Annotated in this window: 22 protein-coding genes; all 22 read left to right on the top strand. The window is 58.3% G+C overall.

The window, feature by feature from the left end:
* Positions 1-11: 11 nt before the first annotated feature.
* The 22 genes from asnB (at position 12) to DXH78_RS00210 (ending at position 23,004) form a co-directional block, all read left to right on the top strand.
* Entirely contained in the window at positions 12-1,841 is a 1,830-nt protein-coding gene (gene asnB, locus DXH78_RS00315; RefSeq protein ID WP_115515196.1) for an asparagine synthase (glutamine-hydrolyzing), read from the top strand.
* 10 nt (positions 1,842-1,851) lie between these two features.
* Positions 1,852-2,970, top strand: a complete 1,119-nt coding sequence (locus tag DXH78_RS00310) for an N-acetyl sugar amidotransferase (RefSeq protein WP_115515195.1) — start codon at positions 1,852-1,854, stop codon at positions 2,968-2,970.
* A complete protein-coding gene (locus DXH78_RS00305) occupies positions 2,967-3,347 on the top strand; it encodes a hypothetical protein (RefSeq protein WP_115515194.1) in 381 nt (126 codons plus the stop codon). The genes DXH78_RS00310 and DXH78_RS00305 overlap by 4 nt, the downstream gene beginning before the upstream one ends.
* Before the next feature lie 2 nt (positions 3,348-3,349).
* Positions 3,350-4,243, top strand: coding sequence for a class I SAM-dependent methyltransferase (locus DXH78_RS00300; protein WP_115515193.1), 894 nt, complete (start codon positions 3,350-3,352; stop codon positions 4,241-4,243).
* A gap of 22 nt (positions 4,244-4,265) precedes the next feature.
* The gene (locus DXH78_RS00295) at positions 4,266-5,732 is read left to right on the top strand and encodes a glycosyltransferase family protein (protein ID WP_147292547.1); all 1,467 of its coding nucleotides are present in this window, start codon (positions 4,266-4,268) and stop codon (positions 5,730-5,732) included.
* A 78-nt stretch (positions 5,733-5,810) separates the two neighbouring features.
* Positions 5,811-6,827, top strand: coding sequence for an NAD-dependent epimerase/dehydratase family protein (locus DXH78_RS00290; protein WP_115515191.1), 1,017 nt, complete (start codon positions 5,811-5,813; stop codon positions 6,825-6,827).
* Positions 6,828-6,834: 7 nt separating this feature from the next.
* Entirely contained in the window at positions 6,835-7,440 is a 606-nt protein-coding gene (locus DXH78_RS00285; RefSeq protein ID WP_115515190.1) for an SIS domain-containing protein, read from the top strand.
* Entirely contained in the window at positions 7,437-8,009 is a 573-nt protein-coding gene (locus tag DXH78_RS00280) for a D-glycero-alpha-D-manno-heptose-1,7-bisphosphate 7-phosphatase (RefSeq protein WP_168192657.1), read from the top strand. Before DXH78_RS00285 ends, DXH78_RS00280 begins: the two co-directional genes overlap by 4 nt.
* Positions 8,006-8,746: a transaldolase gene (locus DXH78_RS00275; protein WP_115515188.1), complete on the top strand. Its 741-nt coding sequence runs from the start codon at positions 8,006-8,008 to the stop codon at positions 8,744-8,746. Before DXH78_RS00280 ends, DXH78_RS00275 begins: the two co-directional genes overlap by 4 nt.
* An 18-nt stretch (positions 8,747-8,764) precedes the next feature.
* Entirely contained in the window at positions 8,765-9,790 is a 1,026-nt protein-coding gene (locus DXH78_RS00270) for an NAD-dependent epimerase/dehydratase family protein (protein WP_115515187.1), read from the top strand.
* A complete protein-coding gene (locus DXH78_RS00265; RefSeq protein ID WP_115515186.1) occupies positions 9,783-11,354 on the top strand; it encodes a PfkB family carbohydrate kinase in 1,572 nt (523 codons plus the stop codon). Before DXH78_RS00270 ends, DXH78_RS00265 begins: the two co-directional genes overlap by 8 nt.
* Positions 11,355-11,373: 19 nt before the next feature.
* Entirely contained in the window at positions 11,374-12,318 is a 945-nt protein-coding gene (locus DXH78_RS00260; protein ID WP_115515185.1) for a Gfo/Idh/MocA family protein, read from the top strand.
* Positions 12,315-13,601, top strand: coding sequence for a UDP binding domain-containing protein (locus DXH78_RS00255; RefSeq protein ID WP_115515184.1), 1,287 nt, complete (start codon positions 12,315-12,317; stop codon positions 13,599-13,601). The genes DXH78_RS00260 and DXH78_RS00255 overlap by 4 nt, the downstream gene beginning before the upstream one ends.
* Positions 13,602-13,603: 2 nt before the next feature.
* Positions 13,604-14,479, top strand: a complete 876-nt coding sequence (locus DXH78_RS00250) for an NAD-dependent epimerase/dehydratase family protein (protein WP_115515183.1) — start codon at positions 13,604-13,606, stop codon at positions 14,477-14,479.
* Complete coding sequence (locus tag DXH78_RS00245) at positions 14,472-15,131, top strand: class I SAM-dependent methyltransferase (protein WP_115515182.1); 660 nt, start codon at positions 14,472-14,474, stop codon at positions 15,129-15,131. The genes DXH78_RS00250 and DXH78_RS00245 overlap by 8 nt, the downstream gene beginning before the upstream one ends.
* Positions 15,128-16,111: a thiamine pyrophosphate-dependent dehydrogenase E1 component subunit alpha gene (locus tag DXH78_RS00240; RefSeq protein WP_115515181.1), complete on the top strand. Its 984-nt coding sequence runs from the start codon at positions 15,128-15,130 to the stop codon at positions 16,109-16,111. Before DXH78_RS00245 ends, DXH78_RS00240 begins: the two co-directional genes overlap by 4 nt.
* The gene (locus DXH78_RS00235; RefSeq protein WP_115515180.1) at positions 16,108-17,145 is read left to right on the top strand and encodes an alpha-ketoacid dehydrogenase subunit beta; all 1,038 of its coding nucleotides are present in this window, start codon (positions 16,108-16,110) and stop codon (positions 17,143-17,145) included. Before DXH78_RS00240 ends, DXH78_RS00235 begins: the two co-directional genes overlap by 4 nt.
* Positions 17,146-17,165: 20 nt before the next feature.
* Positions 17,166-17,894: an O-methyltransferase gene (locus tag DXH78_RS00230; protein ID WP_115515179.1), complete on the top strand. Its 729-nt coding sequence runs from the start codon at positions 17,166-17,168 to the stop codon at positions 17,892-17,894.
* Positions 17,894-18,775, top strand: a complete 882-nt coding sequence (locus tag DXH78_RS00225; RefSeq protein ID WP_115515178.1) for an NAD-dependent epimerase/dehydratase family protein — start codon at positions 17,894-17,896, stop codon at positions 18,773-18,775. Before DXH78_RS00230 ends, DXH78_RS00225 begins: the two co-directional genes overlap by 1 nt.
* On the top strand, positions 18,775-19,848 hold the full coding sequence (locus tag DXH78_RS00220; protein ID WP_115515177.1) for a glycosyltransferase: 1,074 nt from the start codon (positions 18,775-18,777) through the stop codon (positions 19,846-19,848). The genes DXH78_RS00225 and DXH78_RS00220 overlap by 1 nt, the downstream gene beginning before the upstream one ends.
* Before the next feature lies 1 nt (position 19,849).
* The gene (locus DXH78_RS00215) at positions 19,850-21,208 is read left to right on the top strand and encodes a TIGR04372 family glycosyltransferase (protein WP_115515176.1); all 1,359 of its coding nucleotides are present in this window, start codon (positions 19,850-19,852) and stop codon (positions 21,206-21,208) included.
* Positions 21,205-23,004 carry an ABC transporter ATP-binding protein gene (locus DXH78_RS00210; RefSeq protein ID WP_168192655.1) on the top strand — a complete coding sequence of 600 codons (1,800 nt, stop codon included), beginning with the start codon at positions 21,205-21,207 and terminating at the stop codon, positions 23,002-23,004. Before DXH78_RS00215 ends, DXH78_RS00210 begins: the two co-directional genes overlap by 4 nt.
* The last annotated feature ends 2 nt before the right edge of the window (positions 23,005-23,006 follow it).

Raw genomic sequence — 23,006 nt, 5'->3', positions numbered from 1 at the left:
AAATTCAGAAAATGTGCGGAATTGCCGGTTATTTTGGAACGGCCTCGCTCTCACCGGAGCGGCTTGAAGCTTGTCGCGTCCTGATGGGGCGCCGCGGCCCCGACCATGCCGGCTATAAGTCCTTTGCCAATTCCGCCGGCCGTCGGACGTATCTACTTCACTCCCGCCTCTCGATCATCGATATAGGTGAAAGAGCGAACCAGCCCTTCGAGGTCGACGATCTTGCCGCCGTGTATAATGGCGAGCTCTACAACTATGTAGAACTGCGCCAGAAGCTCCAGTTCGGCGGCGCACAGTTTCGTACCCAGTCGGATACGGAAGTGCTGATCACCGCTATAGCGCGCGAAGGCTGGGACATTCTGGACCAGTGCGAAGGCATGTGGGCACTCGCGGTTTATGACACCGTACGCGGTAGCCTCACCCTGTCGCGCGACCGCTTCGGCGAAAAGCCACTCTATATTCACCAGAGCGAAGACGGCATCTATTTCGGTTCCGAGGCGAAATTTATCTTCGCCTTGCTTGGCCGGAAATTGCCGATCAACAAGGCGCAGATTTCACGCTTCCTGGTGAATGGCTACAAGTCGCTTTACAAGGGCGGCGAGACCTTCTTCGAAGGTCTGTCCGAATTGCCGCCCTCCCACAACCTGTTCATCGGTGCGACTGGGAAGACCGAACAGCGGCCGTATTGGCATCCACGCTTTCAGCCACGTGACGACATGTCGTATAAGCAGGCCGTCGACGGTTGCCGGGAGCGGCTCATTGAGGCCGTCCGCTTGCGCCTGCGCAGTGATGTGCCTATGGCCTTTATGATGAGCGGTGGCGTCGATTCTAGTGCGATCATCAGCATCGCCAAACGGATCTTCAATTACGACGTCCATGGCTTCACCATCATGAACGACGACGTTCGCTACGATGAGAGTGCCATCGTGGCATCTTCCGTTGCCACGCTAGGAATTCGTCATACGCCACTGCATCTTCGTCCGGGCAACATCATGGCCGAAATGCGCGAGCTGGTGAAATATCACGACGCGCCGATCTACACGATCACGTATTATGTGCAGTGGCTACTGATGCAGGAAGTGGCCAAGGCCGGCTACAAGGTGTCATTTAGCGGCACCGGCGCCGACGAACTGGTTTCGGGCTACTATGACCATCACCTGATGTATTTGGCCGAGATGAAGGGCGAGCCTGGCTATGACGCGGCCGTAGCTGCCTGGACCAAGCATGTCAAACTCGAAGTCCGCAATCCATTGCTATCGAACCCCGACCTTTTTGTTGGAAACTGGGGATTCCGCGATCACATCTATCTTAACAACCACGTCTGGGCCGATTTCCTCACTAATCCCATTGCCGAAGAATTCGCGGAAGTTCACTATACTGACTCGTTGCTGCGCAACCGCATGATGAACGAGATATTCTTCGAAGGCGTTCGCGTCATTCTGCACGAGGACGATCTGAATGCGATGTATTTTTCGATCGAGAACCGTTCGCCGTATCTCGACCGGAATTTGTTCGAATTCTGCTACTCGATTCCGAATCGTCACTTGATACAGAATGGGTTCAACAAAGCAGTGCTGCGCGACTCTATGCGTGGCATCGTGCCCGATCTAGTGCTCGATCAAAGACGCAAGATCGGCTTCAACACGCCGATACTTTCTCTGCTCGACACCCAGGACCCCGCTGTTCGAGATGAGCTCCTCGCAGACAGCCCGGTCTTCGATGTGATCCGCCGCGACCGCATGCCCGAAATCTTGAGCAAGGGCGATCTGCAAAACAGCGAAAGCAAGTTCCTGTTTAACTTCCTAAACACCAAGCTTTTCCTCGAAGAATTCTCCAGCTAGGCCTTCACTAATGAAATACTGTGCTTCCTGCGTCCTTCCGGATACGCGCCCAAATCTGGTTATTGGAAGAGATGGCGTCTGCAATGCCTGTATGAATCACCGCAACAAACCACATATTGACTGGCCGGAACGTCAAAAGACCTTCCGAAAAATTGTCGAGGAAGCGCAACGCCGGAGCTCGGGCTATGACTGTCTTATCCCGGTTAGTGGCGGCAAGGACAGTACCTGGCAGACTGTGAAGTGTTTGGAATACGGCCTGAACCCTCTGACGTTCACCTATGCACCGCCGTTGCGTACAGAATTGGGCCGCAACAACCTGGACAATCTAATCGACCTTGGTGTCGACCATATTGACTACCGAATAAATCCGAAGGCCGAAGCTGTTTTCCTGCTGAAATCGTTCCGACGTTTTGGCAATTGCGGTACGCCGATGCATACCGCGATCTTCAGTATCTCTCGAATGCTGGCGAACAGGTTCCGTATCCCGCTAATCATCTGGGGTGAGGATTCATCAACAGAGTACGGCGGCAAGAAAGATAGCGATGCCGAATTTGAGCTCGACAAGGCTTGGCTAAATAAATTCGGCGTCTCGCACGGAACCAGCGCGGCCGATTGGGTCGACGCCGACCTTACCGCCAAGATGATGACGCCCTATGTTGGCGCTAGCGACGAAGAGCTTACTCAAAGTGGAACGGCCTCGATTTTCTTAGGCTACTTCTTCAAGTGGGATCCTGAAGAGAGTCGTCGCGTTGCCGTTGAGAACGGCATGAAGATCAAAGAAGATGGCGCGCGTACTGGCTTCTACAATTATGCCGACCTCGATGACGAGTTCATCGCCGTCCACCACTGGATGAAATGGTACAAGTTCGGATTCACGCGCCTCTTCGACAATCTATCCATCGAAATCCGCAATGGCCGGATGACGCGCGATGCAGCTCTAGAGGTCATTCGTGCAACTGGCGACCAGCTTCCGCTTAATGATATCAAAGCATTTTGCCGCTTCACCAAGATTTCCGAAGATGAATTCTTCTCCATCGCCGAGCAATTCCGCAACAGGGAGATATGGTCGAAGGAAGATGGCACCTGGAAGATGAAAGATTTCATCCTGCCTGACTGGACTTGGACATGAAGATCGACGCTAAAACTCCACCCCGCTGCTTCACTGTCAAAGGCGCGGGGCTCGAGGATGTCTTGTGCGACTGCGCCCATATACGGTTAGAACCCAACGAACAGGTCACCTTCATTACGCCAAACGGTGCGGAATATGATGTCGCGCGGAAATCTTGGGGCTATTACGCAACTCCATCGACGAACGGCCGGCTCAAGAGCTTTAACTTTCGGACCGCTCTTGTCCGCGCCTCTACCGGCCGCTTCTTCGTGATGCTGGTTGAAACCGATAAGATCGAATCCTTTCTAGCATATCTCACCGCCGACAAGCAGGCGTTGGTTTGCTGGCTGGACGATGAAAAAGACTTGGCGCGCCTTAGCGCCGCCTTCCAAGAGTGATTATGTACCAGCCTGATACCAAGCGCCCGCCCGGAGACAAGATTTCCCGCATCTGCCCAATGTGCGACGGCGCCGAAATGCACGTCCATTTCGTGTATGACAAACAGCCTCCGCTCGAATTCAAATTTGATGCGATCAAGGACATGGTCTATCGCCGCGAGCTTCACCGCTGCGATCGATGCGGACATCTGCTGGAATGGATCAATGCGGACCTTAGTCGGCTCTACCTTGCTGATTATGTCGATAAGGTTTGGGGCGATCGCGATCGCATTAAGAGCACGTTCGATCGGATCAATAGCTTACCCGCCGACCGCTCGGACAACGCAGGGCGTGTCGCCAATATCCATGTTTATCTCTCGCGATGCTGGCCTGAGGGCCGCCTGAAGGCAGCGCCGCGCCTGCTCGATGTCGGCACAGGTCTTGGCGTCTTCCCCTACCGGATGAAGCAGGCTGGATGGGATTGCGTCGGCATCGACGTGGATGCGACGCTAATTGCCCATGTTCGGGACCAAGTCGGTATTGCGGCTGAGGTTGCCGATGTCGCCACTGTGGAGCATCTAGGTCAGTTCGACCTAATCTCTTTCAACCGGGTGCTTGAGCATGTTGTCGACCCTGTCCGACTGCTAGCCAGCGTCGATAGACTGCTGAAGCCGGACGGCCTTGTCTATGTCGAACTGCCCGATGCAGAGGCGGCCGAAATCGAAGGTCAGGAACGCGAAGAATATCTCCTCGGCCATATGCACGTTTTCAGTTTTGCGTCTTATGCACTGCTGATCGCACGAGCGGGCTTCGACCTAATAGCCTGCGAAAGGTTGCAGGAACCGAGCGCGAAATACACCTTGCGAGGTTTTGCGCGGCGTCTACCCGCCGGCCGCAAACGTCCTATCCAATACTAGCCTCTGTTCGTTGAATACCATCATGCAAAAGCATTCTATTCTCTTTACGTTCCAAGCTCAGCAATTCGTTATCGAATCTGGGAGCCTGCCCTTCGAAGCTGCCGCCCAGGGGCACGAGGTTTACGTCGCATTGTACTGGAATGACAGCGTGGCTCAGGCTTATGAAGACAAATGTCGCGCCCAGGGTCTGCAGGTGCGAAACTACAGTACTCAACTTGGCTTCGGGACTGAGGCCGGCAGGCTAGCCATAATCCCGGCGGACCGGCCTGGCATTCACAAATTTCTCAGCAGTCGGATCCGCGCGGTCCTCTCGCGCTTTTTGCCGCGCTCTTCGCCGCTGCGCCGCTTTATCTCACTGCCAAATTATTTACACGCGTCGATCGCCGCGAGGGAAATCGCCCGGAAGACCTGGGCATGGTCTCGACCGGACATCTACTTCTCGGCATCGTTTGGCTCGATAATCGGCGTCGAGAACCATCTGGCCAAGATTGCGCGTCAGGCCGGAGCAAAACTTTTCTGCTATCCAACCTATCCCTGCTACGGGGAGGACGTCTATATCCGCCGGCGCTTCCAGAATGTCGATATGGGTATGTGGACCAACTACCTTCGTGCCGACGTGGATATCGTAAATCGGCAGTTGGCTAAGATCTTTCCGCATTGGATCCGTAGCTATAATGGAAAGCAACAATTCGCGAAGGATCCGATAGAAATGCTGGCAGCTTGGTTTCAGGGCCTGCTCTATCACGATCCTTGGAAGAAGCCCTACGATATTTACGACCGGATATACGTCCCGTACCAGTTCTCCGCCGAGCTGCTGTATCGAAACGGTTATGCGCATAATCGCGTCGGTATGTTAGGAAAACCCAGCATCGATCAGGTCGCTCGGCAATGTGCTGATCCGGGTTTTGTCAGCCGCATGCAAGAAGAACTCGGCTTCACGTTTGACGAATCCTTCATTCTGTTCAACGTCGCCCCGTCCGCCGAGCACAAGAACACGTCCGAGGACGTTCACTTCCGGCAGTTTTTCGCGATTTGCGACGTGCTCAAAGCTACCGGTCAGAAGATCATCCTTTCGCTGCACCCGCTTTGCGACTTCGATACCTACAATAGCCACGCGATGCGCTATGGCTTCACGATCTCGCGCAACTACCAGATCTACTATCTGCAGCCGTTCTGCCGTTTCATTGTCTCGCATTCCTGTACGACCAATCACCAGGGTGCTCTTGCTGGCAAAAAAGTGATCGATATCGACTATCTAAATTTGCGCTTCGAAAACCTCAACATGATTGCTCCGGAGGAAATCCATCCCAACATCATGCTGGTTCCACCGGAAGAGCTGGCACAGGCCGTTGATCGGCTGTTGGCCGAAACCGCCAACAACGAACACGACGCTGGGTCCTATTATTCGGCCTATGCCCCGGCCGGCGCCGGCATCGTAAAGGACGCCGTCGTTATGACCGCAACGACAGCCCAAGGAAATGTCTCGTAATACGTTATGAGTAACTAAAAGAATGCCGTTCACCACCGCTTCCCGATCAGCCAAGACTTCAATCTCGTAGAGGATATCATGACCCTTCAGAAGCGCTTTAAACGTGTACTGGTCACCGGGGGGGCTGGCTATGTCGGCTCGGTGCTGGTGCCGCAGCTTCTCAGCCAAGGTTATGAAGTCGTCGTTTACGACACGATGTATTTTGGCGGCGACGGTTTGCCCAAGAACCCGGCGCTGACAGTGATCGAAGGCGATATTCGTGACGCGGCGCACGTTCGCGAGGCGGCAAATGGGTGCGATGCCGTCATTCACATGGCCTGCATCTCCAACGATCCAAGCTTTGAACTGAATGAAGGTCTCTCCAAATCGATCAATTTCGACTGTTTCGAGGATCTTGTGCTCGCTACAAAGGCGGCGGGGGCCAAGCGCTTCATCTACGCGTCGTCGAGCTCGGTTTATGGCGTGTCCGACGCTCCCGATGTGACCGAGGAGCACCCTCTGGTGCCGCTGACGCTCTACAATAAATTCAAAGGCATGTGCGAACCGATCCTCTTCAAGCACCAGTCAACCGATTTCACCTGCGTGGCGATCCGGCCCGCGACCATCTGCGGCTATGGCCCACGCATGAGGCTCGACCTTTCCGTCAATATTCTGACGGCGCATGCGGTGATGAACCGCAAGATTACCGTGTTCGGTGGCAGTCAGATGCGGCCCAATCTGCATATCAATGATATGGCCGATGTCTATTCCCTGCTGCTCGAGGCGCCGAACGACAAGATTGCCGGCGAAATTTTCAATGCCGGCTACCAAAATCTGTCGATCATGCAGATCGCGCAGATTGCGAAGCAGGTGGTCGAAAGCGAATTTCCCAATCAGGGCTCGGTCGATATCGTTACGACGCCGTCTGACGACCTGCGCTCCTATCACGTCAACTCGGACAAGATTCGCCGTGTACTCGGCTACGCGCCAAAGCGGACCGTCGAGGATGCCATCCGGGACGTTTGCGCGGCTTTCAAGGCCGGTCGCCTTCCAAACAGCATGTCGGACGAGCGCTACTACAACGTCCGTACCATGAAGAATCAAAAAATAGCTTGAGGCGCTTATGACGACGCATGCCCAGAATTATCTCAAAGAAGCAGCGGCGATCTGCCAGGCGCTGGATCATGGGTTGATTGAGAAGCTGGCCGACGAACTGGTGGCCCTGCGCAATCGCGGCGGAAGACTTTTTCTGCTCGGCGTCGGCGGGAGCGCCGCAAACTGTAGCCACGCAGTCAACGATTTCCGAAAACTCTGCGGGCTCGAGGCCTATGCACCGACGGACAACGTCGCCGAACTCACGGCGCGGACCAATGACGAGGGTTGGGAAACGGTCTTTACCGGCTGGCTCAAAGGCAGTCGGGCCACGCCGAACGACGCGATCTTCGTGCTGTCGGTCGGCGGCGGCAGTGTTGAGCGGAACATCAGTGTCAATCTGGTGCGCGCTTTGGACGAGGCGCGGCGGATCGGCTGCAAGATTCTCGGCGTGGTCGGCCGTGACGGCGGTTACACAAAGACAGTCGGCGATGCCGTCGTCGTAGTGCCTACCGTAAATGCCGATCATGTCACACCGCATGCCGAGGCATTCCAGGCGGTGGTTTGGCATTCGCTGTCCTGTCATCCCAAGCTGATGCTTCAGGGCAATAAATGGGAGAGCACTGTTTCCCGATGATCGGGGCTTCCGCCAATGGATCGGCGCGTTCGGCGCGGGCGGTTTTTCTGGACCGCGACGGCGTACTTAGCAAATCCCTGTTTTTCGCCGGCAAGCCGCGCGCGCCGCGGAACAGTGACGATTTTGAGATTTACCCGACAGCGCCAGCGGCCTGCCGAGCCCTCAAGGAAGCGGGCTGGTTGATCGTTGTGGCGACCAATCAACCGGATATTCGGACGGGCGACGTTTCCCCGGCGGTCGTCGAAGCCATGCACCGGCGTTTGCAAGACGAACTGGCAATCGACGCCATTGAAGTTTGTGCGCATGTCGATGCCGATGGCTGCGATTGCCGCAAGCCGCTGCCTGGTATGCTGACCCGCGCCGCGGATAGACTTGGAATAGACTTGTCGCGCAGTTTCATGATCGGCGATCGCTGGCGCGATATCGAGGCAGGGCGCGCTGCCGGCTGCCGCACGATCCTCGTGGACCGGGGGTGGCCCGAGAAGGTTTCGACCCCCGACCTAACAGTTTTTGACGTTGGCGAGGCCGCCGACGCGATCCTCGCCGGGTTTGGACAGGAGAACACATGAACGCCATCCGCGACTTCAAGATCAAGATCTTCGCCGACGGCGCCGATCTGCAAGGGATGCTGACGATGGCGGAGAAGCCCTTCATCAAGGGATTCACCACGAACCCGACCCTGATGCGCAAGGCTGGCATTCAGGACTACGAGGAATTTGCCCGTCAGGTGCTGGCGCGCATTCAGGACAGGCCGGTGTCTTTCGAGGTCTTCGCCGACAGTGCGAATGAGATGATCGCGCAAGGCCGCGTCATCGGGTCGTGGGGCAAGAACGTTAATGTGAAGGTGCCGGTCACCAACACCAAGGGCGAGTTCATGGGAGAGGTCATCTCGCGCCTGTCGAAGGAAGGCGTAGTCCTCAATGTCACGGCCATCCTGACGACGGATCAGGTGCGCCAGGTCGCCGAGGCTTTGTCGCCGGCCACCCCGGCCATTGTTTCGGTCTTTGCCGGCCGTATCGCCGATACAGGCGTCGATCCCGTGGCGATCATGCTTGAGTGCAAGCGGATCCTGCAATCCCGACCGAAAGCCGAATTGTTGTGGGCGAGCCCGCGTGAAATCCTCAATCTTGTTCAGGCGAACGATTGCGGTTGCGATATCATCACCATGACCAACGACCTGCTGGCTAAGGTCGCCGGGCTCGGAAAGGATCTCTCGACGTTCTCGCTGGAAACCGTGTCCATGTTCTACCGCGACGCCCAGGCGGCGGGTTACAGCATCCGGGTGCCCGGCGCGTCGGCGGCCTGATAGAGAGTCGGGACGACAATGCCAAACAAGGCGATTGCTGTCGTAACTGGCGGGGCCGGCTTCATCGGCAGCCACGCAGTGGATGTTCTAGTGTCGCGCGGTTACGCCGTGCGCGTCATCGACAATCTCTCCGGTGGGCGCGAGGCCAATCTTCGATCTCAAGCCACCAATCCCGATGTCACAGCTGAATGGCGTGATATCCGCGATATCGCTCCGGACGATGCCGCCTTTCGCGACGCTTCGATCGTTCTGCATTTCGCAGGTATTGGCGATATCGTTCCGTCGATCGAACGGCCGTCGGAATATATGTCGGTCAATGTGCAAGGGACCGTTCAGGTGCTTGAGGCCGCGCGACAAGCCAAGATCAAGCGCTTTGTCTACGCTGCCTCATCCTCGTGCTACGGACTGGCCAACGTGCCCACGCGCGAGGATCATCCGATCAACACGAAGTACCCCTATGCCTTGTCGAAATATCTCGGCGAGCTGTCAGCGCTGCATTGGTTCGGGGTCTACGGCCTGTCGGTCAATGTCATCCGCATTTTCAACGCCTACGGTACACGCTCGCGCACATCCGGCGCCTATGGGGCGGTGTTCGGGGTTTTTCTCAAGCAGAAAATCGCCGGCAAGCCGTTCACGGTCGTTGGCGACGGCACCCAAAGCCGCGACTTCCTTTATGTGACCGATGTCGCCGAGGCGTTTGTCGCGGCTGCGGAAGCGCAGATCAGCGGACAGGTATGGAATCTTGGGGCGGGAAATCCGCAGACGGTCAATCGTCTGGTCGAGCTGCTCGGCGGCGCGGTTATCAATATCCCGAAACGTCCCGGAGAGCCGGACTGCACCTGGGCGGATATCGGCAAAATCTCGCGCGACCTCGGGTGGAAGCCAAAGGTCAGCTTCGAGCAGGGCGTCGCAAATGTTCTGGCCGATATCGATTACTGGCGGGACGCGCCGTTGTGGGATGTGTCATCGATCGCCAGTGCGACCAAGACCTGGTTTGCGTATATGGATCCGGATCGCACCAAAGAGGTAAGCGAGCGTGATTGAAGGCAATTTCAAGCGTAAAATCAAAGACGCGGCGGAGGTTGCTGGCCTCATCGGGGCGCGTCCGGCGAATGGTGCGCCGCGCGCCGAGGCAGTGGTCATGTGCCATGGCACATTCGATCTGGTGCATCCGGGTCATATCCGCCACCTGCTTTACGCCAAGTCGAAGGGTGATGTCCTCGTCGTGTCGCTGACTTGCGACGCTCACATCACAAAAGCCAATCACCGGCCTTATGTGCCGGAAGATCTTCGCGCGATGAATCTCGCGGCTCTTGAAATGGTCGATTACGTCATCATCGACCGCCAGCCGACCCCGATCGCTAATATCGCGATCGTGTGTCCAGACTATTTCGTCAAGGGCTACGAGTATCAGGCAGGTAGTCTCAATCCAAAGACTTACGAAGAGAAGGAAGCCGTCGAATCCTACGGCGGCGAAATGATCTTTACGCCGGGCGATATCGTTTATTCGTCATCAGCCATCATCGATGGCGGGCCACCGAACTTGTCGATGGAGAAGCTCGTTGCCCTGATGGAGGCGGAGAAGATCACATTTTCCGACCTGCGCCAGGCGCTCGATCGGACTGGCGGCATTCGTGTCCACATTGTCGGCGACACCATCGTCGACAGACTAACGCAAACTTCGCTGATAGGTGCTGCCGGTAAGACGCCGACTTTCAGTGTTCGTTACGAAGGCGAAAGGGACTACGTTGGCGGTGCCGGTATCGTCGCCAAGCATCTTGCGTCGGCCGGCGCCAAAGTCACCTTTTCGACTGTCCTTGGCGACGATGCGCCCAAGGATTTTGTCCTTGCCGATCTTGTCGCGGCTGGAATTGACACCAAGGCGATTATCGATCGCACGCGGCCCACGACGGTGAAGAATGCGGTCGTTGCCGACGGTTACCGCTTGCTGAAGATCGATACGCTCGACAATCGTGGAATTTCGGATCGCGTTCTGGAGCAGTTGCGTCAGCAATTGAAGGCGGTAGATGCAGATATTGTCATCTTCTCGGACTTTAGGCACGGTATTTTCAATGCCCGCACGATCGATGCATTGATCGAGGCCCTTCCAGCGGGCGTATTCCGCGTGGGAGACAGTCAGGTAGCAAGCCGCTGGGGCAACATTCTGGACTTCCAGAATTTCGATCTAATCACGCCAAATGAAAAGGAAGCGCGTTTTGCGCTCGGCGATCAGGACACGGTGGTGCGCCCGCTCGGCACGAAGCTGTACGAAGCGGCCGGCTGCAAACATCTGATCCTGAAAATGGGCGATCGTGGCCTTATCGCGTTCCGCCCATCGGATGCCCCGAATGAGCCGCGGAGCTTTTTTACAGTCGATCCGTTCGCCGACCATATCGTCGATGCCGTCGGCGCAGGCGACGCCTTGCTTGCCTACGCGACGCTGACGCTGAAGAGCTCACAAAACATTGTCATCGCCTCGATCCTTGGCGCGATGGCCGCCGCGGTGGAATGCGAACGTGACGGTAATATTCCGGTAACGCCAGACGATGTGCGGGACAAGATTTCTCGCTATGAGTCGCGGGCGGGTTTCCAGCACTCTGCCGCATAAGGCGCGTTGCGGTTCTCGCATGCGGGTTATCGTCGTCGGTTACGGTGTTCAGGGCCACAAGCGGAAAGCCGCCAGTGGCGCCGATTGCGCTGCGGTTGTCGACCCTGTGTCGGCCGACGCGGATTTCCGGTCCATCGAGCAGGTGCCGCTCGACCGCTACGACGCAGCGTTGCTGTGCATACCCGATGAACCGAAAATCGACCTGATCACTTACCTTCTATCGAACGGCAAGCATGTCTTGGTCGAGAAGCCCTTGCTTGCGCCGAACGATGCGCGTCTGGCCGAGCTGGAGCGGCTCGCCCAAGCCAATCGTGTCGTCTGCTATACGGCTTATAATCATAGGTTTGAGCCGCATTTCATGAGGATGCGCGATCTCATCGCCAGCGGCGTTTTAGGCAACATCTACGGCGTGCGCATGTTTTACGGCAACGGCACCGCTCGGCTCGTGCGCGATAGCGCGTGGCGAGACACGGGCGCGGGGGTGCTGCCGGACCTCGGAAGCCACTTGCTCGACACCTTATTGTTCTGGTTCCCGCAGGCGCGCGAATGGGATTACCGAATCCGCTGGGCGGCGGCGCACGAGAACCGTTGTTTTGACCACGTCGGCATCGACGTTGCCAAGACGCAGCATTCACCGCTTGTACAATTGGAAATGACCTTGCTGATGTGGCGCAATCACTTCACCTGCGATGTCCTCGCGGAAAAGGGCAGCGCGCACATTGAGAGCCTCTGCAAGTGGGGCCCGACGACGTTCGTCCATCGCAAACGCGTATTGCCGAGCGGGCGGCCGCCAGAGGATAAGGTTGAACTTGTCCAGGCCGATCCGACATGGGCCGCGGAATACGTGTATTTCATTGCGCTTTGTAAGGCCTCCGGCGATGGCAATTTGGCCAATGATCGCTGGATCAATCGCACGCTGCACAGTCTGGCGGCAGAAGCTGGCGCTAAGGTGCTCGGCGCATGACCCGGCCGACCGTCGCTTTTTGTGGCCTCACCCATCTGTGCATCTGCTCGGGTGTCGCGGCCGCTGCCAAAGGCTTTGACGTCATCCTGTTCGATCCTGATCCGGCTCGCGTCGGCCCAGTGGCGGACGGCGTCATGCCCGTGGTTGAACCCGATCTTGACATGCTGTTCGAAACACACCGGTCGCAGATCACGGTGACGAGCGACGTCAAGGTGCTGGGACGTGCAGACGTGGTTTATCTTGCGCCGGATGTTCCGACGAATGATCGCGGCGAATCCGATCTCAGCCCGGTGATGGCGCTGCTCGAGATCGTCGTATCTGCTGTTGGCGGGTCGTCGGTCCTCGTTGTGCTTAGCCAGGTGCCTCCCGGTTTCACGCGCAGCATTGCGCCCAAGGTGTCGGGGCCGCTTTTCTATCAGGTCGAGACGCTCGTTTTCGGCAGGGCGGTGGAACGCGCGCTTTATCCCGAGCGCTTTATTGTCGGCTGCTTCGATCCTGCGGCGGCGCTGCCGGCGCCGTTCCTGGAGTTCCTGTCGGCGTTTTCCTGCCCGATCTTGCCGATGCGGATGGAAAGCGCCGAACTGGCGAAGATCAGCATCAATCTGTGCCTGGTTGCGTCGGTCAGTGTCGCCAACACCCTCGCCGAATTGTGCGAGCACATTGGGGCTGACTGGTCTGAAATCAGCGGATCGCTTCGGCTAGACCGGCGTATCGGCCAATATGCCTACCTTCAGCCGGGCCTCGGCATCGCGGGCGGCAATTTGGAGCGGGACCTCGCAACCGTCATCCGTTACGGCGAACGGCATGGAACGGATACGTCCTTTGTCGCAGCGGCGGTGTCGAACAGCGCCCATCGCAAAGGCTGGCCCGCCCGCATGCTGGAAGAACATGTTTTCAGCCGAAACCCAGCGGCCGTCATCGGCGTGCTGGGTTTGGCCTATAAGGAAAACACGAAGAGCACGAAGAATTCGCCAGCGCTCGCACTCGTCGAACGCATGCAGACGCGCGCGGTTCGCGTCCATGATCCGGTCGTTACTGCGCGAGACGTCGCGCCAGGCGCGATTGCCGCCGATGACCCGATTGCCTGCGCCTCCGGCGTTGACGCGCTTTGCATAATGACGCCCTGGCCGGAATATCGTTCGATCGCGCCGTCCTCGCTGGCCGCTGTCATGCGCGGCAAGCTGGTGCTTGATCCTTACCGGGTCCTCGACGAAAAGGCGGCCGTTGCGGCCGGGCTTCGGTATATGACACTCGGGGCGGGTGCAGCCGCGGGAAGCTCATAGCGATGCTGTCTCATGGTCTTGCGCACGCGGCGCCGCCGCGGCGCGCCGTTGTTTTAGGCCCTGGCTTTATTGGCAACGCTGCCGGCGCGCGAATGTCCGCTGCCGGCGCAGAGACGCTGTTGCTGGGGCGCGAGGCCGTCGATCTTCTCGCCGATGGTGCCGATACGAGGCTCGCCTCGCTGTTGCGCGAGGACGATGCTCTTGTCGTCACCGCAGCGGAGGCCCCTTGCAAGTCGGCTGCGATGCTGGCTCGCAATGTGCGAATGATGGGTGCAGTCTGTGCTGCAATTGCTTCGCGAAAGCCGGCTTATGTTCTCTATGCCAGTTCGGACGCAGTTTATGCCGATAGCGATGCGCCGCTCACGGAAGAATCGCTGGTCGCGCCGAACTCGCTGCATGGCATCATGCATATGACCCGGGAAGCGATGCTTCGCGATGTCGTAGGCGCCGGATTTGGCGTGATCCGGCCCACACTGGTTTATGGCGCAGCCGATCCGCATAATGGCTATGGCCCAAATCGCTTCGTCCGTCAGGCGGCCCGAGGCGTACCGATAACACTGTTCGGAAATGGTGAAGAGCGCCGCGACCATATTCTTGTCGATGACGTCGCCGAGCTTGTGCGTCTGATGGTGTGGCATCGTAGCGCAGGCATCCTCAATGCCGCGACGGGCGAGGTTCGAAGCTTCAACGCGATCGCGCAGGCCGCTGCCAGATTCGGCAGTGTCGCGATCTCAACGACGCCGCGCAGCGGGCCTATGCCTCACAACGGCTACCGACCTTTTGGGGTCGCCGCAGTCACGGTGGCGTTCCCGCAATTCCGCTTTACGCCGTTCGAAACCGGATTTGACGAGATGAACCAGCTGGTTCGCCATGGCTGAAATCGATCTCCTGGCGCGCTATCCGCGCACGAAACGCAATATCGCACAGCGTCGCAACGCCCGTACCGATGAGCACATTCGTATCTCGCGCGAGTACGGGCAGATGTATTTCGACGGGCCGCGAGAGTATGGCTATGGAGGCTATCGCTATGATGGGCGCTGGCGGCCCATCGCTGCTGACATGATCCGGCATTTCGCGCTGCGCCCGGGTATGCGGGTGCTCGACGTCGGCGCGGCCAAGGGCTTTCTCGTCAAGGACCTTGCGCTGGAATGTCCTGGTCTCGAGGCGTTCGGCATCGATATCTCTTCCTATGCTTTGATGAATTGCGAGGCTGAGGTTGTCGGGCGCCTGCATCTGGGAGAGGCGGATAACCTGCCGTTCCCGGACCACAGCTTCGACACGGTCGTTTCAATTAACACGCTGCATAACCTTGAACATGATCGCCTGATCAAGGCTCTAAGGGAGATCATGCGTGTGACGCGAAATTCACGTGCCTACGTGCAGGTTGATGCCTATCGTGATGATGCGGAAAAGGCGTTGTTCCTGGAGTGGGTGCTGACAGCAAAAACCCATCGGAATCCGGACGGCTGGAAGGCCTTGTTCGACGAGGCGGGTTATGAAGGCGACTATTATTGGACGATAACAGAATGAGTAATCTTCTCGATCCAACAGAAGAAAAGCGGCTGCTTCGGTCGATGCTGCGAATCCGTCGTGCGGAAGAAATTATCGCCCATCATTACAAGACCGAGCAGCAGATGCGCACGCCTACGCATTTCGGTATCGGACAAGAGGCAGTCGCCGTAGGCGTCTGTGGCGCCTTGCAACAGGACGACGTGATCTTCAGTCACCACCGTTGCCATACGCATTATCTTGCTAAAGGCGGCGATCTCGCTGGCCTTGTCGCCGAACTTTACGGCCGCGCGACGGGATGCTCGGGCGGCCGCGGTGGTTCGGTACATCTGGCGGACCGCAAGGTCGGCGTTGTCGCAACGTCTGCCATCCTCGGCGAAACCGTACCTGTGGCAGTTGGCAGCGCGCTCGCGTTCAAGATGGACGGCGGCAAACGCGTTGCGGTTACTTTCTTCGGCGATGCGGTGTTCGAGGAAGGCGTGATCTATGAAAGTTTAAATTATGCGGCAGTGAACGGCCTTCCGGTCCTATTCTGCTGCGAAAACAATCTGTATTCCACTGAAACGCCGCTGTCGCTACGGCGCAAGTCTGGTAGCGAATTCATCGATCGCGTGCGCTCGTTTGGTGTGCCAGGCGAAGTGATTGACGGCAACGACGTCGGCGTCGTGCGTGAGGCGGTCGCCAACGCCGTTGCGCGATTGCGACGCGGCGAGGGGCCAGCCTATATCGAATGCCTCACTTACCGCTGGCGCGAGCATGTTGGCCCGCTTTTCGACTATGAAGCCAACCGGACATATCGCACGCGCGACGAGCTCGAGGACTGGATGCGGCGCGATCCTCTCGCGGTGAGCAAAAAGCGCCTCATGAACGCAAGCGCGCTCGGCGATGCCGAGTATGAGGCTTGGCTCGCCGACATCGACGCCGAAGTTGCAAGCGCGATCGAAGCGGCGAAGGCTGCGCCGTGGCCAGAGGTCCGGTTGATCCTTGAGGGTGTGCTATGAGCCGCACTTTGACGTACTGTCAGGCGCTTTCCGAGGGCCTGGTGCAGGCAATGGAGCGTGACGAGAGCATTTTCGTCACCGGTATTGGCGTGGATTATTCGTCGGCGGTGTTCGGCTCGACGACCGAGGCGGTCAGAAAGTTTGGCAAGGAACGCATTTTTGATGCGCCGGCGATGGAGAATGCGCTTACAGGCATCGCCATCGGCGCGGCGGCGATGGGAAAGCGACCGCTCATCGTTCACCTGCGCAACGACTTTATGTTTCTGGCCTTCGACCAGATGATTAATTTGGCCGCGAAGTGGAAGTACATGTATGGTCCGAATGCCGTTCCGATGCCGCTCGTTGTGCGTGGCATCGTCGGTCGCGGCTGGGGGCAGGGCGCCACTCACTCGCAGTCATTGCATGGGGTGCTGGGGCACTTCCCGGGCCTGACCGTGCTTGCGCCAGCCACGCCCGCTGACGCGAAGGGCATGACTATTGCCGCATTACAAGCCGACAGGCCGATTGTCATCATCGAGAACCGCCGCCTGTACGACATCAAGGGGCCAGTCGACATTGAGCCTAACCCCACTCCGCTTGGGCGGGCCTTTGTGCGCCGTGAAGGGTCGGATATCACCATCGTCGGTTGTTCGATCATGGTGCAGGAGGCACTCGTCGCCGCGCAGGACCTTCAGCAGAAAGGCATTGCCGCCGAAGTCGTGGACATCGCCACAGTGCGCCCGCTTGACGTCGATACGATCACCGCATCGATCCGCAAGACCGGCCGTCTTGTCGTCGTCGATACCGACTGGGAATTTTGCGGCCTGGCTGCCGAGATCGCGGCCCTCGCGGCCGAACGCTGCCTGAAGCAATTGAAAGCGCCGGTGTGCCGCCTCGGCTTTGCCGATTGTCCGGCGCCCGTGTCTGCGCCGCTCGAAGAAGCATTTTACCCCAAGGCTTCGTCGATCACGAAAGCTTCGCTCGCGCTGTGTGGCGAGAGCGAAGAAGGAATGACGTTCAGCGCGCATGTCGACACCTTCAAGGGACCCTATTAAGGAACGAGACTGTCGAACCCATGACCGCAAGCAACCAACAGAAAATCGAATTTCACGAGCGACTGCTCGTCACCCAGCCGTTTCATAATTCGCTCTATCGCGAAAGTGATGCAGAGTATTTCCCGCGGCTTTATAAGGCCATCATGACGAGCTGCGCTTTGCAGGAGCCGCAAAAGCGCTTCGATCTCGAACAGTCGCCGCGTTTTCCGGTCGAGGTGATGGGCTCGAACCCGATGCCGCTCAGCCTGCTCGAATTGTTCGTCCGCCTGACGAACGCCAAGGTGTGCCTCGAGATCGGCTGTTTCATTGGCCTTTCGGCAATGTCTATGGCGACAGCGCTGCCGCCGGGTGGCAAAGTTCACACCATCGAAAAGTTCGACGAATTCGCTGCCGTCGCCAACCGCAATTTCGCGGCCAACGGTCTCGCCGATCGCATTGAGCTGCATCTTGGCGATGCCATCGACGTGCTGCCAGGTCTCCTGCGCGGAATGCAGGTGGACCTTGCCTTTATTGACGGCAACAAGGAGCGCTATCTTGACTACTTCCGCCTGATCGAGCCGTCGATCCGCCGCGGCGGCATTATGATCTTTGACGACGCCACCTATCACGGTGATGTTCTCAACGATGCGCCGGTCGATCCGAAGGGCAGCGGCGTGAAGGCCATGCTCGACGAGGCCGGCCGGCACAACGAGTTTCACCGCAGCCTGCTGCCGATCGGTAACGGGCTTCTGTTGATGTTAAAGAAGTAGTGGTGCCTTTTTCTCCGACGGCCCCGCTCAAACCCCGCCGCGTTGTTCTGCTCGGGGGCGGTGGCTTCCTCGGTCGTCATGTGGGGCACTATTTTCGCGGCCGCGACGTTACTTGCGTGTCGTTGGGGCGCCGCGACCTCGATCTTGCAGCGGGCAACGCGGACGTTCTGGCGGATAATCTGAAAGCCGACGACGCGGTGGTGATGTTAAGCGTGGCATCCGGCAGGGCGGTTGCGGAAGAGGCCTATGATGCCAACCTGCGGATGGCAAATGCCGTCGTCACCGCCGTGAAGCTGAGACCCGTGGCTCATGTCACTTACGTCTCAAGCGAAGCGGTCTACGGTACAGCAGGTGCGGGTGGCGCAGTCGATGAATCGGCGACGCCCTTGCCGCCCGACACCTACGGCGCTATGCACCTGGCGCGGGAACGCCTGTTTGAGGCATTGGAAGGGAATGTTGCGATTCTGCGTCCGGTCATGGTGCTGGGTGCCGATGATCCTCACAATGCTTACGGCCCGAACAGATTCGTGCGCGATGCACTGGCAGGCGGTCTAGTCACGTTGTTCGGCGAGGGCGACGATGTACGTGACTATGTCAGTGCGGAGGACTTCGCGGCGGTGGTCGGCGCAGTCGTTGCTTGTGCCGGCCATGGCACGCTGAATGTGGCAAGCGGTGAACCGTTGCCGGCGCGCCGTGCTGCGGAGATCTGTTTTGCTGCGCTGGGTCTTCCGGTTCGTATGCAATCAGTGCCGCGGTCTCAGCCCGCTAGCGCGCGAATCTATGACACAGCCTTGCGGCGCAAAATGCTGCCGCATGTCTTCGTGAAGCCTGCGGCCGCCGCCATCCAGGAACTCGCGGCCGGGGCGCGGAAACTGCAGTGATGCAGAAGAGAGTGCTTCACCTCATCGCTTCGTGCGATCTGCCGCACTATGTTGAGGCGCTTGCGAGCTCGATCGCCGATCTGTGGCCGGGCAGCGATATTTTGATCGTGGACAACGGCAGCACGCGTCCGGAAATGGATGTCGCGCTGAATCGGCTGATCTCCCGCTACGATAATATCGTCGTGACGCGGCGACGGGAAAACGACGTCGGGCGTAAAGTCGGCTCACTTTATGAGGCCTATAATTACGGCATCGATTACGCACTCGAGCGCGGCTACGACGCGATCAATTTTCTCAACGACGATTTTGAGTTGCTTTGGTATTCCGCGGAATATGTAGCATCGCTGTTGGACTTCCTTGCGGCCGATGAGCGGCGCAGTATCGTGTGCTTGCTGTTTCCGCGCCTCACTGGACGTACAGATGGGTACGAAGCGGAATCAAGCCCGCTCATCTATAAGCTGGAAGGTGCGCGCGTCATCGACCACGGCCTGATGCTGACCGATTTTATCCGCCGCACCGGATTTCGATACGTCAACCGCGAGAACCAACTGCCGGGGCATCTGGAGTCTGCGCAATTGCAGGCCTATTTGGCGCGACATCCGATGTTTGCCGCCATCGCCTGGCCGGTGACGCGCCGCGCCGGTCGGTTGAGGGGTCGCGAACAACGTCCAGTCGGCGGACGGTACTTTGAGCCTTTGTCCTCAGCTGTCACGGCGGCGTTACGGCAGCGAGCGAGCGATCGTATGCCTGTCATGGAGGAATGGGTTCGCACGCGCCTGCCGACCTTGGTGCCATATTGCGTGACGGCGCCGGACCTGGACTGGTGGAGCGCTATAAGGCGGCATCGCGAGGTTCCCCTTCAATATCTCGACGCGGCTTTTCCTGCCGGACAGCTGCCGAGCGCCAACCTGTGGCGATGCATTGTTTCTGCCTTGAGGCCGCACCATCCGGGCTTTCTGTGGGTGTGGTGGACGAGCTACCCATTTTCGCCGTTTGTCTTGGCGCTGCGTTTTCTCGCGCCCAATCTAGGGATCGCATCGCGGTTCCGGCGGTTGCTCGAGGTCCGGCGGTGACATGGTGAAAATGCCCCGGACCATCCCGGTTAGCCACGCCCATATCGTTCGCGTCATTCGGGACGAGATTACGCAGGGCGGCGATACCGAGCCGAAGCGCCTGGTGGCGCTGACCTTGTCGGTTTGCGGCTATTTCCTGATTTATGGGCTCAATATGCTCATCGCACGCCTGTGGCTGCTGCGCCATCGGGCCGCCCTGAGCGGGCTCGCTCATCTGATCCCGATGCAGTCTTATTCGTTTGGCATCATTCTGGAAGGTATGGATGCCGGACGCCGCCTTTGGCAGGCGCGCACCGGCGTAATTGCGCCCCGTCCGATCCTGAGCGTGCGCCGGCGCAATGATGTCAATCCATGGCTCGCCGAGCTGGAGGGCGGGTTCGCAATCTTTCTGTACCCGTCCGTGCAGGGGTTCAACATCTATCGTCCCTTGCGCATCGTCCACTGGCCTGTCGAAGCCCACAAGAAATTCCAGTCGTGGTTTTTGCCGGTCCTTGCTCGCGCATTGCCGGAAACCGACGTGGAAGCCTTCTGGTTCGCAGCCGATCGACTTCTTCCCGCCAAGAAACTGTCCGCTGGCAACGAGCATTATGGATTTCATGTCGGATACGCGATGTTGCGGATGCAACGCCCGGTGTGGCCAGTGCGGCTGTCGCAAGCCGCGCGCCGCCGTGCGGCGACTGCGATTGAGGCCGCGTCGTCGTCAAGCTTTGGCGGCACACTTAATTTTTATTTGCGACAGAAGAGTACCGTCGACGTGATGAGCAATCTGCGTAATGGCGGTGGATTTACCGATTATGTGCCGGCAATCGAATTGGCCTTACGGCGCGGATGGCGAATCTTCATCAACGGCGATGTGCGGATTCCCACCGATTTGCGCGACCGCTGGAAAGGCCGTGTCCTTGATGCGGCCTCGTGCGGGCTCGACAAGGGTTTGTTTTCGCTGTTTGCGGCAACAGAATGTACCGCCTCCGTGGGTGAGCCCGGCGGAGGATTCTGGCTGCCCACGATGTGTGGCATTCCAAGCCTGATGATCAATTCATTTCCCTACTACATGGGGCGTGAGCACACTGTGCTGTTGTTCAAACCTGTTACCGATCCGTCCGGGCGTCGCATCCCATTCCAGACCATGCTGAGCGAACATCTCTACGACCATCGGTGTGACGGCTTGCACGTATCGACAAATTCGCCGGAAGAAATATCCGATGCTGTGGCGGAATTTCTGGATGCCGCCGAAGCAAAGCAAGCGGCGGGACAGGCGGCAGATGCGGGCATATTGCCGTGGGACGCCTTCGCACGCATATGCGGTTCGCGTTACGCAACCGCGAATACCAATTTCGCAGAACGAATCGCGGCCCAATGATCGCTAGCCTTATCAAACTCGTACAGCTTGCCGGTGTGCCTCGTCGGCAATGGCTGCTGCTGGTTGTGCTATCGCTGGGTGCGGTGACGCTCGACGCGCTCGGCATCTCGATGTTCCTGCCGTTGCTCGCCTATATAAACGGCGGCATGGCCGCGGTGGTGAGGCAGGCGCCTTGGCCGCTGGACGCTGTGAGCGTCTGGCTTACGTCGTCCAGCCCGACATGGGCACTCGAAATTCTGCTCGCTGCCGCCTCATTGCCGATGATCGCTCGTTATGGACTGATGTATCTGCAGCAGAGCCTCATGCTCGGCTCCGCGAATGATGTGACGCAGCGCCTGCGGGAGCGTCTTCACAATGCGCTGCTCAGGAGCGACCTCGGTTTCTTGACCAGTCAGAATAGCGGCGCGTTGCTGACCCAGGTGCTGACCTATCCGCAGCAGGTCGGCAACGGCGTCCAGGCGGTCGCAGACTTCGCCGTGCACGTGCTCCTTGTCGCAGGCTACGCCGCGGTTTTGCTTTATCTGTCGCCGACCCTCGCGTTCGTCGTCGCGCCGATCATTGCGATCATCATGTTGTTCTACCGGGGCCTGATGACCGCGGCGACCGACGCCGGCCGAAAATTTAACGATGATTCCAGCCGGCTCACCGTCGAGGTTACGCAGCAGTTTCAGGGTCTACGGATTATCAAGCTCCATTTCCGGGAGCAGCTTTACGGCGATCGATTTGCCGCCGCCTCGCGGCGGAACCTTGACCTTTATTTCATCAGCCGCCGCATCAATCTGGTCGTGTCGTCGACGATCAATCCGCTGCTGGTGATTGCGGGCGTCATCATGATCTACGCCATGGTTCGGTGGAGCGGCGCCGGGCTGGCGCAGCTCGGTGTTTTCGCGGTCGCAATGCTTCGGTTGCTCCCCGTTATTGCGACCTTGAACATCATTCGTGCCAATCTCTTCACGCTTTTGCCGTCGATGGAAATTTATGAGCGTTCGGTGCGCGCTGCGAAGGTGGGCCGTGTCCTGAGGGGCGGCGACAGTCCGTTGCCTGGCATCACGACGAGCATTCGCTTCGACAATGTAAGCTTCGACTATAATCCCGTTGGGGAGCCGGCCGTTCGCGGGCTGGAAAGCGTGTCTCTCGATATCCCGGCGCGAAAGACGATAGCCTTGGTTGGCCGGTCGGGCGCCGGCAAGTCGACCCTGGTCGATCTTCTCGCGCGTCTTTATGATCCGAGCGCGGGCGCCATCTTGCTGGATGGCAAGGTCCTGACCGAATACAGGCTTTCCGACCTGCGCAGCCGCATCGCATTGGTGTCGCAGGACAGCTTCATGTTCGACGCGACGATCCGCGAAAACATTCTGTTCGGCAAAAGCGACGCAATCAGTGACGCGACCCTGGAATCGGCGTTGAAGCGCGCGCACGCTTGGCAGTTTGTGAGCCAAATGCCGCACGGTGTCGATACGCCTTTGGCCGAGCGGGGAACGCGATTGTCCGGCGGGCAGCGGCAGCGTCTCGCACTGGCGCGAGGTCTCGCTCAGCAGCCGGATCTGCTTATTCTCGACGAGCCGACGTCGGCCCTCGATTCCGAATCCGAAGAGGAGGTCCGCCGCGCGCTCGATGAACTTCACGGCTCAACCACGATCGTAATCGTCGCACATCGCTTATCGACAATCCGCAACGCAGATCTCATCTATGTGCTCGACGGAGGCAAGTTAGTCGCATCGGGACCGCATGATGAATTGATGCAGAAAAGCCCCCTCTATCAGCGCCTGTTTGAGGCGCAATTGCCCGGCAAATAAAT

Origin of the sequence: Undibacter mobilis (assembly GCF_003367195.1) — a bacterium.
In the GTDB taxonomy this organism is placed as follows: domain Bacteria; phylum Pseudomonadota; class Alphaproteobacteria; order Rhizobiales; family Xanthobacteraceae; genus Pseudolabrys; species Pseudolabrys mobilis.
This window is presented reverse-complemented; position numbering and strand designations above follow the sequence as displayed.